The sequence below is a fragment of the Hyphomicrobium sp. 01T421 genome, assembly GCF_056398805.1.
The window spans coordinates 3,012,850-3,025,615 of sequence record NZ_JBFTQC010000001.1; the positions used below are offsets into that span (position 1 = coordinate 3,012,850).

Below are 12,766 nucleotides of genomic sequence, written 5' to 3' on the forward strand. Positions count from 1 at the left end.
TCCTCACGAGTAGGCCCCCAACACGCCGCGCCACCCTCCCCGCAAGGGGGAGGGTAACTTACTCCGCTGCCAGTTTCTTGTTTGCGGGCTTGGGCTTTCGCGCGAGGACGGGCTTCAGATACTGCCCGGTGTAACTTTCCTTGGTCTTGGCGACGTCCTCGGGGGTGCCGGCTGCAACGATGGTGCCGCCGCCGTCGCCGCCTTCGGGGCCGAGGTCGATAACCCAGTCGGCCGTCTTGATGACTTCGAGGTTGTGCTCGATGACGACGACGGTGTTGCCCGCGTCGGACAGCTCGTGCAGCACCTCGAGCAGTTTCGCGACGTCGTGGAAGTGGAGGCCCGTCGTCGGCTCGTCGAGGATGTAGAGCGTGCGTCCCGTCGCGCGACGGCTCAATTCCTTCGAGAGCTTGATGCGCTGGGCTTCGCCGCCGGATAGCGTCGTCGCCTGCTGGCCGATGTGGATGTAGCCGAGTCCCACGCGCGCGAGCGTTTCGAGCTTGTCGCGTATCGACGGCACGGCCTTGAAGAACTCTGCGCCTTCCTCGACCGTCATGTCGAGGACGTCGGCGATGGACTTCTCCTTGAAGGTGACGGCGAGCGTTTCGCGATTGTAGCGCTTGCCCTTGCATTCCTCGCACGTGACGTAGACGTCGGGCAGGAAGTGCATCTCGATCTTGATGACGCCGTCGCCCTGGCAGACTTCGCAGCGTCCGCCCTTGACGTTGAAGGAGAAGCGTCCCGGCTCGTAGCCGCGCGTTTTCGCTTCGGGGAGGCCCGCGAACCACTCGCGGATCGGCGTGAAGGCGCCCGTGTAGGTCGCGGGGTTCGAGCGCGGCGTGCGTCCGATCGGGCTCTGGTCGATGTCGATGATCTTGTCGAAGTGCTCGATGCCGGTGATCTTGTCGTGCTCGCCCGGATGTTCCTTGGCGTTGTTGAGCTTCCTCGCGACGGCCTTGAAGAGCGTGTCGATGAGCAGCGTCGATTTTCCGCCGCCGGAGACGCCGGTGATGCAGGTGAAGAGGCCGACGGGGATCGAGGCCGTGACGTCCTTCAGGTTGTTTTCGCGCGCGCCGGTGACGGTCAGCATTTTCGATTTGTCGGGGGCGCGGCGCTTCTTCGGGATCGGCACGTAGCGGACGCCCGACAGGTATTCGCCGGTGAGGCTCGCCGGGTTGTCCATGACGTCCTGCGGGCTGCCTTGCGCGACGATGCGGCCGCCGTGGATGCCGGCGCCGGGGCCGACGTCGACGACGTAATCGGCGTGCATGATCGCGTCCTCGTCGTGCTCGACGACGATGACGGTGTTGCCGATGTCGCGCAGGTGCTTGAGCGTTTCGAGCAGGCGGTCGTTGTCCTTCTGGTGCAGGCCGATCGACGGCTCGTCGAGGACGTAGAGCACGCCGGTCAGGCCGGAGCCGATCTGCGACGCGAGGCGAATGCGCTGGCTTTCGCCGCCCGACAGCGTGCCGGATGCACGCGACATCGTGAGGTACGTCAAGCCGACGTCGTTCAGGAATTTCAGGCGGTCGCGGATTTCCTTGAGGATGCGCGTCGCGATTTCGGACTGCTGCTTGGTGAAGGTCTTCGGGATTTCGGCGAACCAGTCGTTGGCGGTCTTGATCGAGAGATCGCAGACCTCGCCGATGTGCTTGCCGCCGATCTTCACGGCGAGCGATTGCGGCTTTAAGCGGTAGCCGCCGCAGCCTTCGCACGGGTGCGCCGCCTGATAGCGCGACAGCTCTTCGCGGACCCAGTCGCTATCCGTTTCCTTGAAGCGCCGCGCGATATTGCCGATGACGCCTTCGAAGGGTTTTTCGGTCGAATAATTGCGCGTGCCGTCCCAGTAGGTGAAGACGATGTCTTCGTCGCCGGAGCCGAAGAGGATCGCGAGCTGCACGTGCTTCGGCAGCCGCTCCCACGGCGTCTTCATCGAAATCTTGTAGTGCTTCGCCAGGCTGTCGAGCGTCTGCTCGTAATAGGGAGACGAGACGCCGGTTTTCGCCCACGGATAGATCGCGCCCTTTTCGAGGCTCAGCGATCCGTCCGGCACGACGAGGTCCGGTTCGAAGCGGAGTTCGGAGCCGAGGCCGTCGCAGACCGGGCAGGCACCGGCCGGTGCGTTGAACGAAAAGAGCCGGGGCTCGATCTCGTCGATCGTGAAGCCGGAAACCGGGCAGGCGAAGCGCGAGGAAAAGATGATCCGCTCGTGCGTATCGTTTTTGGATTTGTTCGCGCCTTCGGTCTCGGACTTCGAGAGGGGCTTGTCGACGTATTCGGCGATGGCGAGGCCGTCGGCGAGCTTCAGAGATTGCTCGAAGGAATCGGCGAGGCGCGTGCCGAGGTCTTTCTTGACGACGACGCGATCGACGACGACGTCGATGTCGTGCTTGTATTTCTTGTCGAGCTTCGGCGCGTCACCGATGTCGTAGACGGTGCCGTTGATCTTGACGCGCTGGTAGCCCTTCTTCTGCCACTCGGCGATTTCCTTCCTGTATTCGCCTTTGCGGCCGCGCACGACCGGCGCGAGGATCAGAAGGCGGGTGCCCTCAGGCAGCGCCAGCACGCGGTCGACCATTTGCGCGACGGTCTGGCTTTCGATGGGGAGCCCGGTCGCGGGCGAATACGGAACGCCGACGCGCGCGAACAGAAGCCGAAGATAGTCGTAGATCTCGGTGACCGTGCCCACGGTCGAGCGCGGATTTTTCGAGGTCGTTTTCTGCTCGATCGAGATGGCGGGCGACAGGCCGTCGATGTGATCGACGTCCGGTTTCTGCATCATCTCGAGGAACTGGCGGGCATACGCCGACAGGCTTTCGACATAGCGGCGCTGGCCCTCGGCGTAGATCGTATCGAACGCCAGGGACGACTTCCCCGAGCCCGACAACCCCGTAAAGACGACGAGCGCGTCACGCGGGATCTCGAGATCGACGTTTTTCAAATTGTGTTCGCGGGCGCCGCGCACGTGGATGGTCTTCATCAATTCGGACCCGGCGCGGGCGGGCGTCTTTTTCGCAGGTGATTTCATGAGGTAACGTCTACCCGAGGGGGGCTGGGGCGGCAATGCGACCGGAGCAAGCGCTCACAGATGATGCGCGGGCGTCGGGATTTCAAGGCTTTAACACGCTTTTGGGGCCGGCTGCCGGTGGGGCGGCAATCCCCGGCGGCCGGGAAGCGCGGTTCGGCCCCGCCCGCGGAGAATGTTTCCTCCCGGGCGTCCGTTCACGGGTCTGTCAGCAAGCCGTCAGCATTCAGCCTTGACGTCACTGTAAGGCTCGCCGAAACCAGTCAAGCGTCGCTACCGGGAGGGCATATCAATGAGCGAAGCTCCATCTCTGCTGAATCTTGCGCATCCGGCGCATCCGGTGAACCGGAGCATTTCGGTCGTCAAGCTGCTCGTGCTCGCGGTTTCCGTTGCGGCCGCGGTTCCGACCGCTCGCAATCTCTATTTCTCGTGGAAGAACGACGTGCCGTTCAACCAAGTCGATCACCGGCTGGCGCAAGCCAAGCTGCTCGAGAAGAATTTCGATTGCAAGATCGACTACAGGTCGCTGTCGACGCAAGGCAACGGGCGGGTCGATGTCGGCTCGTGTTCGAAGACCGGCGACATCTCGATCCGGGTGAAGAGCCCCGATGGCCAAGTGAACTACGAGTGGATCGCGTTCGAGCAATTGCCGAAGCCGGCCGCGAAAACGGGAAGCCTCGTCGATCTTCTGATATCGCGCGCCTTTGCCGATGATGCGCAGGCGTCGAGCGTTCAGCCTTTCGAAGTCGCGCAGGATGCCGCCGTGCTTTGCCAGGGCAAGGCTGGCGATAACATTGTTCGCGTCGTTCAGTCGGGCGGGCAATGCGTGAAGGAAACGGTTTCCATTTTCCGCGGCTCGGTCGAGAAGAGCGAGCCGGTGCCGTGCGATAAGGCGTGCCCGATCAGATAAACGGGAGTCTTAGTTGGGCGGCCGGCGACTCCGCTTCGCGGAGCCGGCCGCCGGCGCCGAAGATGATGGGAGCGGCGAGCCGCTAGAAGCCTCGGCTCTCGTTGCAACGAAGTTGCGCCTCGTTTTAGCAAATACCCAGCAACTCAGGCAGTCGTCCCGCAAGACTCCGGGACTGATACTCTCTCAATGGAACATTGCTCTTTTCCTGCCAGCTTCATAATGGCTGGGTAGGGTTGTTCCTTCGAGGCAGCGCGGATTTCTGCTTGCCTTGTGTTCCGCTCTAGGCGGAAGCCAGCCTTCAGTGGGGCCGAAACTGCCGTCGCGATGCGTGGGTGAGGGGAACGTGTCTCAGGGGAACGTGTCTCAGGGGGACGTGTCTTGGGGGGCTACCCTTAGGGGGCGACCGCTGGAGCGCCGTTGTGAGCTCGACCGATCTCAAAGCCAAACGCGTCGCGGATGACGACACAAAGCCGAAGCATCCGGTGATACGGCGTACATTGCTGATCCTGGGTCCGCTCGTCGCCATCGGCATCGGGCTTTGGCTTTATCTGACCGGCGGCACGTATGTCAGCGAGGAAGATTCCTACGTCCACGCCGCCAATGTCACCATCAATCCGCAGGTCGCGGGCCAAGTGAGCCGGGTTGCCGTCGGGCCGAACGAAGTCGTGAAGGAAGGCCAGCTGCTGTTCGTGATCGATCCGGAGCCGTTTCAGATCACGCTGGATGAGGCCAAGGCCAATCTCCTAACCGTCAGCCATAAGCTCAGCGCGCTCGTCGCGACCTACAAACAGAATCTAGCGGATGTGGCGCAGGCGAAGGCTGACGTCGTCTACGCCAAACAGGAATTCGATCGCATCAGTGCGCTGGTGAAGGATGCCGTGGCAACGGAGGCGCAGTTCGATCAGGCGCAGAAGTCTTTGCGCGTGGCCCAGCAGTCGGTGCGTGCGGCAGAATCCACTGCCGCCGCCACTCTGGCGGACCTCGGCGGTAGCGTCGACGTGCCCATCGAGCAGCACGCCAGCTATTTGGCGGCGAAAGCGAAGGTGGCTCTGGCTGAGCGCAATGTGCGTCTGACCCGTATCCTCGCGCCCTTCGCCGGTACCGCCACGAGGGTCGAGAACATCCAGCCGGGGAGCTATCTGACCGTCGGGGCGGCGGCCTTCTCGTTGATCGGGTCAGATACCTGGGTCGATGCGAACATCAAGGAAACGGATCTCACGCACATCAAGGTCGGAGATCCGGCGACGATCGTTCTCGATTCCTATCCGGGGCAGACGCTGCAGGCGAATGTTCAAAGCATCACGCCGGCAAGCGGATCCGTGTTTGCGTTGATCCCGGCTCAGAATGCGTCGGGCAACTGGGTCAAGGTCGTGCAGCGCATGCCGGTTCGGCTCGTCGTCACGAAGCCCGACCCGAACGTCGTGATGCGCGCCGGCGCCAGCGCGACGGTCACGATCGATACCGGCTATCACCGCACGCTCGGCACGCTGTGGCGCTACCTGACCGGATTGGTGGGGTTCAGCTGATGACCGGCACCGCCGCAGCAGCACCTGCACCGTTGACGGGTTCGACACGTGCCCTCGTAACACTTTGCGTGATGCTCGCGGCGCTGATGGAGGCGCTGGATTCGACGATTGCCAACGTCGCGCTGCCGTACATTAAGGGCAGTCTCGCAACGACCGAATACCAGATCGAATGGGTGCTCACCTCCTACATCGTCGCGGCTGCGATCATGACGCCGGCGACGGGCTGGCTCGATGCGCGTTTCGGCCGCCGCCCGGTGTTTCTCACCTGCATCGCGGGCTTCATTACTTTTTCAATGCTGTGTGGGACTGCCACGAGCATCGGCGAGATGGTCACTTACCGCTCGCTGCAAGGCGTGTTCGGCGCGCCACTCGTCCCGTTGTCTCAGGCTGTTCTGCTCGATAGCTATCCGCTCTCTCAGCGGGGACCGGCGATGGCCATCTTCGGCCTCGGCGTAATTCTGGGGCCGGTAATCGGCCCGACGTTGGGCGGCTGGTTGACCGAGAATTACAACTGGCGCTGGGTGTTCTATGTCAACTTGCCGTTCGGCACCCTGGCGTTTGTGCTGAGTTGGTTCTTTCTGGCGGAAAGGGACAAAATACCTTCCGAAAAGCTGGACTGGATGGGCTTCGGAATGCTTGCCCTCGGGATCGGCGCGCTGCAGCTTTTCCTCGACCGTGGCCAGCAACTGGACTGGTTTTCGTCGACGGAAATCAAGACCGAGTTCACGCTCGCCGTCCTCGGTTTCTATCTCTTCATCGTTCACACGGCGACGGCGCGAAAGCCGTTCCTCGACGGCCGATTATTCGTCGACAGCAATTTCGTGATGGGGAATGTGCTGATTTTTATCGTCGGCGCCGTGCTGTTCGCCACGCTGTCCCTGCTGTCGCCCTACCTCCAAGATCTGTTGAACTATCCGGTGATGACGGCCGGATTGGTGCTCGCGCCGCGGGGGCTCGGCACAATGGTGGCGATGCTGTTGGTTGGACGGCTAATGTCTGTCGTCGACAGCAAGTATCTACTGCTCTTCGGTTTCGCGACGACCGCTCTCTCTCTCTATCAGATGAGTCAGTTCACGGCGGATATCTCGCAAGCTACGATCATTGAGACCGGGATCATCCAGGGTTTCGGTCTCGGCTTCGTCTTCGTGCCCCTCAGTACGGTGGCTTTTGTGACGCTGCCCGATGCGCTCAACGCGCAAGGCACCGGTTTCTTCAACCTGATGCGTAATGTCGGATCGAGTGTCGGGATCTCGGTGACGTCGGTTCTGTTGACCCGAAATTCGGACATCATGCATTCGGACCTCGCCAGCCACATCTCGCCTTACAGCCGCGGCGTCCAAGATCTCGGTTCGGTCATCGATCTGCATACGGAGAAGGGAAAAGCGATCGTCAATGAGCTGGTCAACGCCCAGGCGCAGAACATCGGTTATGAAGATAATTTCCGGCTCATGATGTACCTGGCCATCCTGTCGATGCCGCTCGTGTTCCTGCTGCGCCATACGAAGCCGGTGAAGGCGCATCCCACTGGAGCCCAGGAGCGCGCGACGTGACGCGCCCCCGTCAGCCGATCGTCACCACTCGTCTTTCTGCGGCAAGCCGTCGGTGATGTCGTAGTAGTCGGATTTCGACGCGACGAATATGTGCCCGCTGATCTTGAGATCCGTCGGCTGGTCGAGTGTTCCGGCAGTGATGTAGATGTCGGGGGCATCTGTTTGCTTCCAAAACAGATTGCTGCCGCAGCGCGAGCAGAAGCCCCTGTTCCCCGTCTCGGACGATTGAAACCAACGCAGCGCTTCGTCGGACAACATCGAAACGTTGCCGGCAGCGGTGCTCGTCATTGTCGCAAAGTTACCGCTCGTTTTGGCGCATTGCGAGCAGTGGCATGCCAGAATGGGATTGAGCGCGCCGTTGACTTCAAAGCGCACGCTTTTACAGAGGCAACCGCCGCTTTTCTTTGCTGTCATTGTTGTCGTCTTTCGTTGATGATTTCAGTCCTGACGCGAGTACGGCTACATAACAGAGGAAATATGCGCGGGCGATATTGTGATCGATTTCCGCTTCGTGACGGGTTGACGACAAGAGTTTTGAAGCACACATTTGTATTGTGACGGTGCTGCTTTCGTCGACCGTTCCGGTAAATGCGTCTCGGTCGATGGGCCGATGAGCTGCGGTTTGGAAAGCGAGCCGCGTCTGTTCGTGAGCGCGTAAGGGCCCCGAACTGACGCGGTAGGTAGCAGGCGTGACGGCGCAATCTTGCGAGGAGAGGAGATGACTCCACCGGGTTATCAGGCGAGACCTCGAGGACGTTCGCGAGGTCAGCAGCTAAGGTGAGCGCTCTCGAGAACTTGGCCGCGCTTGGCTGGGCTGTTTCCACAACAATTTGGATTATTTGTGAGGGCGGCGACCTGACGGAAACCGCATCCCTAATCAAGGTCCGGTTATAATCTGGGCCATCCATCGAAGGTTAGAACCCCGCGCGTGATCTGAGGATTCGGCGGGGTTTTCTCTTTTGATTGCGCGTGGCGACTCGCGTTCCGCGAGCCGGCCGCCACGCGAAGTGTTTTTGATTGCGCGTGACGACTCCCCTGCGGTGAGCCGGCCGCCACGCGCGGGGAGTTCTCTCAGTCTTTATGATTGGTGATCGCGGCGAACGTCGGGTCGTTCTGGCAGCGGCGCTCGTGCATCAGGAAATCGTAATATCCGCAGCGGCCGTGGCCCGGATAATCGCGGCAGGCGGCCGGTCGCGCCTTATAGATCGTGCAGCGGCGTTCCTTGGTGTCGAAAAACTGGCAGATGCGGCCGTAGATTTTATCGCCCTTGCGACGCATCAGGTATTTATGGCCGTGGCCTTCGCGCGTGAAGCGCCGTTTCGCCGTTTCGTATTTCAGCGTGAAATGCTTGGCGAGGCGTTCGACGTCGCGCTTGTTCAGCGCGATAACCGGATACGAACAGCAATATCCCGGACAGTTGAGGCAATTGTAGTGAGCCATTTGCGGCGTGGTGCTCCGACGGCGCGCGCTCGCGCTATTATCTACAACGGCCTAGACGATGCTGCATGTCAGTCAAGAAGACATTCCTGGCGCCGCAACACAATTTGGCGGCTGGGGCGGGGGGTGAGGATTCGCAGTGTCACTGCGGGGCTCTGCACGACCCCACTTGCGCGGATGGGGCGGTTTCCTGTATAGAACAATTGGAGAACGAGCCGCTGTCTGGTGGGCGTCTAGACTTCAGACGCTAAGGCCGTGGACAACGGTAAATGATTGGAAGAAGGCCGGTCGACGAGCCTTTAATATCGGCGGAGAGATTCCGCTTCCTTGAGCGGCGTGTCGATGCAACTCAATTGGTGCCGGCGTGTAGAAACTCCGTCGGCGCTGCGGTCTGGCGGCCATCGCGTTTGCGGTCTGGCGGTCGTCGCATTTCATTTAAGGAGACGAACGAATGGCAGGGTCGGTCAATAAGGTCATTCTGGTTGGCAATGTCGGCAAGGACCCTGAGATCCGCCGCACGCAAGACGGTCGCCCGATCGCCAACTTGAGCATCGCGACGAGCGATACGTGGCGCGACAAGGCAACCGGCGAACGCAAGGAAAAGACCGAGTGGCATCGCGTCGTCGTCTTCAGCGAGCCGCTTTGCAAGGTCATCGAGCAATACGTCAAGAAGGGCGCGAAGCTGTACATCGAGGGCGCGCTGCAGACGCGCAAGTGGACCGATCAGAGCGGCGCCGAGAAGTATTCGACCGAGGTCGTGCTTCAGGGCTTCAGCGGCACGCTGACGATGCTCGATGGCGCCGGTGGAGGTCGTGGCGCATCGGTCGGGATGCAGGAGAGCGGCGCCGATTACGGTAACGACGGCGGCTTCGGCTCCTCCAGCTCAGGTGGTGGCAGCTCAGGCGGTGGCGAGACGCGCCGCGTCGCCAAGACAGGCGCTCCGAAGGGCGGCTTCGACAAGGCGATCGACGACGAGATTCCGTTTTAAGTTTGCACTTGGCGACTCCCCTCTGGGGAGCCGGCCGCCAAGTGCGGAAGATAGAGTTTGCTCGTGGCGACTCGCGTTCTGCGAGCCGGCCGCCACGAGCGGAAGTTTGAGTTGGTGCGTGACGACTCCGCTTCGCGGAGCCGGCCGTCACGCACGGTCTTGTGGCAACGCCAGATTTCTAATTCGCGCAGGCGACGATGGTTTGGTTTGAACTTGGCGACTCCCCTGGGGAGCCGCCAACTGCGCGTGGGCTTTGCGCGATGTAGAGGAACCGCTCGTCACGCGAGTTTGTTTTGAATTGGCGTCAACATGGGCGTTTAGTCAGCCCGTTATTGTTTGACGCGATGTCGCCTCTTAATTCCCCCCGGGCGCGGGCCGCGACGGGCGGAGTTTTCGGATTTGGACAGAGGGACAGTCGTTGGCGGAATCGCAGCGTTCTGCGTATCAGTGGGCGGCGCTGCCAACGACTTGGACATGAGACGCGTTCTTGCTCGCTGCGAACGTCTGCTCCGACTGCACCTCGATGTAGAGATTATGCACGTCCGGGTAGCGTGATTTGATCGCCTTCTGTAGTCGCGCCGTCACTTCCTCGACGGTCCTCGCGCTCACCCAATCATCGAAATCGACGCTCGCCGTCACCAGGATGTCCTGAGGTGCGAGGTGCATCGTCCGAATCTCGTTGATCCTACGGATCGGTTTGCCGGAGCCTGTTTCCGTTTCGATGATTTCGCGTATGCCGGTTTGAACGGGGCGGGATGCCGCTTCGCCGACGATGAGCGAGCGGATTTCGCTCGACATGAAGATCGCGACGCAGGCGAGGACGCAGCCGATCAGGATCGAAGCGACGCCATCTGCCCAATCGTATCCGCCGAGATGGGCCGCCATGGTTCCGAGAAGCGCAATCGTCAAGCCGATCATCGCAGCCAGGTCTTCCAGCACGATTGCGAAGAGCGTCGGGTCCTTCGAGGCTCGCAGCGCCACAACGAATCCCTGCCCGGACGATTGGCGTCTCTTATTGAATTCGCCGACCGCCTTCACGGTCGAATAGCCTTCGAGCAGCATCGCGACAACGAGCACCGCGTAAAGTATGAAAACGTTCTGGAGCGGATGCGGGTGGAGGACCTTATCGATACCTTCGTAGATCGCGACCACGGCGCCGAGCGAAAAGAGCACCATCGCGACGATGAAGCTCCAGAAGTAGATTTCCTTGCCGTGGCCGAAGGGATGCTGCGCATCCGGCGGCAGCGTTGCGCGGTTGATGCCGAGGAGGAGCAGCAGCTGGTTCGAGGTATCGACGACGGAGTGGATCGCTTCCGAGAGCATCGCCGATGACTGGGTCCAGGCAGCCGCCAGGAACTTCGCGATCGCAATGCCGAGATTGCACGCGAACGCGACGAAAATAACGCCCTTCGATCCGCCTGCTTCCACTCTCGGTCTCCTCGTTTTCGAGCCCTATCCCATCCCTAGCTGAAACGCGGCTGGAGCGTCCAGGCCGTTCAAACGCATGCGTCGTGCACGCACAAAAAAGAGGCCCGGATTTCTCCAGGCCTCAAGGCGAGCGATCGCGTGGTCGGCGCGCGAGCGCTATTTGAGCGGGGCAGGGGCTGCCCGAGAGCCGAGGAGGTCCGCCAAATTGAAGCGGTAGCCGACGCCGACGGATACGATGAGCGGGTCGACCGCGACGTCGGCCTTGACGCCGGTGTCTTTCCAAGACGCGTCGGTATCGAGCCAGACTTTCTTGATGTCGGCGTTGAGGTACCAGCCCCGGCCGATTTCAACGTCGACGCCGCCTTGCAGCGCGAAACCCCAGGAATCGTCGAGGCTGATTTTGGCGCCCCCAAGATCACTGCGTCCGCCGTCGAAGTAGTGAATGTACTGAACGCCGGCGCCGACGTAGGGCTTGAAGCCGCCGACCGGATCGAAGTGATATTGGAGTGTCAGGATCGGCGGGAACACCCAGAAGCTGCCGAGGTCTGCACCTTTGAGATTGCCTTCGCCCTTGGCGTCGAAGCGCCCGAAGCAGCAAAAGAGCTCGGCGGCGACGTTTTTCGTGAAGAAGTGGGTAAGCGTCAGGGTCGGTATCCACTCGGTGCTGACGTGGGCATCGGCACCCGGATCTATATTGACCTTCGCGCTCGAGTCCGGCGCGACGAGCGTGCCTTGCACGCGCACCAGCGTGTCGCCGCTATAGTCGCCGGCGTTTGCCTTGGCGACGTTCAGCGATGGCCCAAGCGCCAGAAGTACAACTATTCCCACTCTTCGCATCCGTCGGCTCCCCTCAGAGTTCCTGCTGTCCCGCCGAGACATTTGTCGACTCAGCGGTCTCTCATGGGGTTATCGGTGCCTCGCCGCCGAGCGCACAGAGCCCTCGGACGCTGTCTTCTGACCGGCGTCAGATCGATGTCGCGATCTCGATGTCTGTGACACGCGCGACACGGCCTTTATTGATTCACATCAAATGCCCCTCCGCTTGTCCGGGCGATAACGGCCAATCAAGAAGTCGAGCGCCCCGGAGTCGATAGCTGCATGTCCATGATGGCCTACAACTCCGCGCCCAGAAGCGGCGAACGCGCCGGCGAGCGCGTCAGAGCCGATGCGGAACTGATGCCATTGATGAGGCTTCAAGGGCGCGCGCAGTTCGTGCGCCTTGGCAATTTCTCCGCGCTTGCGGCGCTTGGCAGCGGCTTCGTCTACGTCGTCGCCAAAGGCGTGGTCGGCATCGAATGCGCGGTTGTTTCCGGCGTCCGCGTCATCACTGCGCTGCTCTATCCCGGCGACGTTTTCGTTCCCGAACTTCAGGCGCCGCTGCCCGGGCTTGCGCTGACGTCGCAACGGTCGGCCGAATTCTGGAAGATCACGACGACGGCGTTTGCCGAAGAATCGATCGGTGACAATCAGCTCTGGCAAACGATCTTTCTGCGTCTCAACGCTCAGAATGCGCGACAGCAGATGCATGCGGCGGCGATGGCGGCGCTGAATTCGGAAGAGAGGGTAGCGGCGTTCCTCGTGGAGAGCGGAACCCGGCTCGGAATTCCGTCCGGCCGGTCGATCTCGTTCGAGCTGCCGCTATCGCGCTACAGTATTGCCGATTATCTTTCACTCAACGCCGATACGGTTTCGCGCACATTTTCGGCGCTCGCCGCAGCGAACATCATCGAGCGCCGAGGCCGCTTCCAAATATTGGTTCGCGACTGGTCGGCGCTCGCAGCAAAATGTCCGCTCAGCGAGTCGATCATCAAGTTGCACGAAGCGGGAAAGCCAGCTCTTACTCGCTGACGGACAAATTCTTCGTTTCGGCTCACGCTCATGCCCGGGTCAGTAAAGCTCTCGCAC

At 61.2% G+C, this 12,766-nt stretch carries 10 protein-coding genes; 5 read left to right on the plus strand and 5 right to left on the minus strand.

Annotation, left to right across the window (positions count from 1 at the left end; translation table 11 throughout):
* Window positions 1-58 precede the first annotated feature (58 nt).
* On the minus strand, window positions 59-3,025 hold the full coding sequence (gene uvrA / locus AC1DK3_RS14055; RefSeq protein WP_477192798.1) for an excinuclease ABC subunit UvrA: 2,967 nt from the start codon (window positions 3,023-3,025) through the stop codon (window positions 59-61).
* A 289-nt stretch (window positions 3,026-3,314) separates the two neighbouring features.
* Here uvrA and AC1DK3_RS14060 point away from each other — a divergent pair, with 289 nt between their 5' ends.
* From AC1DK3_RS14060 to AC1DK3_RS14070, 3 genes are all read left to right on the plus strand, one after another.
* Entirely contained in the window at window positions 3,315-3,932 is a 618-nt protein-coding gene (locus AC1DK3_RS14060; protein WP_477192799.1) for a hypothetical protein, read from the plus strand.
* A gap of 482 nt (window positions 3,933-4,414) precedes the next feature.
* A complete protein-coding gene (locus tag AC1DK3_RS14065; protein WP_477192923.1) occupies window positions 4,415-5,458 on the plus strand; it encodes an HlyD family secretion protein in 1,044 nt (347 codons plus the stop codon).
* Entirely contained in the window at window positions 5,458-7,008 is a 1,551-nt protein-coding gene (locus tag AC1DK3_RS14070; protein WP_477192800.1) for a DHA2 family efflux MFS transporter permease subunit, read from the plus strand. The genes AC1DK3_RS14065 and AC1DK3_RS14070 overlap by 1 nt, the downstream gene beginning before the upstream one ends.
* 21 nt (window positions 7,009-7,029) lie before the next feature.
* On the opposite strand, the gene AC1DK3_RS14075 is transcribed toward AC1DK3_RS14070, so the two are convergent.
* Together AC1DK3_RS14075 and AC1DK3_RS14080 are read right to left on the minus strand one after the other, a co-directional pair.
* Window positions 7,030-7,422 carry a GFA family protein gene (locus tag AC1DK3_RS14075; RefSeq protein WP_477192801.1) on the minus strand — a complete coding sequence of 131 codons (393 nt, stop codon included), beginning with the start codon at window positions 7,420-7,422 and terminating at the stop codon, window positions 7,030-7,032.
* A 657-nt stretch (window positions 7,423-8,079) separates the two neighbouring features.
* On the minus strand, window positions 8,080-8,448 hold the full coding sequence (locus AC1DK3_RS14080) for a YkgJ family cysteine cluster protein (RefSeq protein WP_092865282.1): 369 nt from the start codon (window positions 8,446-8,448) through the stop codon (window positions 8,080-8,082).
* Window positions 8,449-8,896: 448 nt separating this feature from the next.
* Between AC1DK3_RS14080 and AC1DK3_RS14085 the strand changes: the two genes are divergently transcribed.
* Window positions 8,897-9,433, plus strand: coding sequence for a single-stranded DNA-binding protein (locus AC1DK3_RS14085; RefSeq protein ID WP_477192802.1), 537 nt, complete (start codon window positions 8,897-8,899; stop codon window positions 9,431-9,433).
* A 444-nt stretch (window positions 9,434-9,877) separates the two neighbouring features.
* On the opposite strand, the gene AC1DK3_RS14090 is transcribed toward AC1DK3_RS14085, so the two are convergent.
* Window positions 9,878-10,861 carry a cation diffusion facilitator family transporter gene (locus tag AC1DK3_RS14090; RefSeq protein ID WP_477192803.1) on the minus strand — a complete coding sequence of 328 codons (984 nt, stop codon included), beginning with the start codon at window positions 10,859-10,861 and terminating at the stop codon, window positions 9,878-9,880.
* A gap of 156 nt (window positions 10,862-11,017) precedes the next feature.
* A complete protein-coding gene (locus AC1DK3_RS14095; protein WP_477192804.1) occupies window positions 11,018-11,698 on the minus strand; it encodes an OmpW/AlkL family protein in 681 nt (226 codons plus the stop codon).
* Between the two features lie 261 nt (window positions 11,699-11,959).
* Here AC1DK3_RS14095 and AC1DK3_RS14100 point away from each other — a divergent pair, with 261 nt between their 5' ends.
* A complete protein-coding gene (locus tag AC1DK3_RS14100; RefSeq protein WP_477192805.1) occupies window positions 11,960-12,709 on the plus strand; it encodes a Crp/Fnr family transcriptional regulator in 750 nt (249 codons plus the stop codon).
* The last annotated feature ends 57 nt before the right edge of the window (window positions 12,710-12,766 follow it).

Coding starts and splice junctions, on each gene's coding strand:
- uvrA (WP_477192798.1), bottom strand. CDS start 3,025: ATGAAATCACCTGCGAAAAAGACGCCCGCCCGCGCCGGGTCCGAATTG.
- AC1DK3_RS14060 (WP_477192799.1), top strand. CDS start 3,315: ATGAGCGAAGCTCCATCTCTGCTGAATCTTGCGCATCCGGCGCATCCG.
- AC1DK3_RS14070 (WP_477192800.1), top strand. CDS start 5,458: ATGACCGGCACCGCCGCAGCAGCACCTGCACCGTTGACGGGTTCGACA.
- AC1DK3_RS14075 (WP_477192801.1), bottom strand. CDS start 7,422: ATGACAGCAAAGAAAAGCGGCGGTTGCCTCTGTAAAAGCGTGCGCTTT.
- AC1DK3_RS14080 (WP_092865282.1), bottom strand. CDS start 8,448: ATGGCTCACTACAATTGCCTCAACTGTCCGGGATATTGCTGTTCGTAT.
- AC1DK3_RS14085 (WP_477192802.1), top strand. CDS start 8,897: ATGGCAGGGTCGGTCAATAAGGTCATTCTGGTTGGCAATGTCGGCAAG.
- AC1DK3_RS14095 (WP_477192804.1), bottom strand. CDS start 11,698: ATGCGAAGAGTGGGAATAGTTGTACTTCTGGCGCTTGGGCCATCGCTG.
- AC1DK3_RS14100 (WP_477192805.1), top strand. CDS start 11,960: ATGTCCATGATGGCCTACAACTCCGCGCCCAGAAGCGGCGAACGCGCC.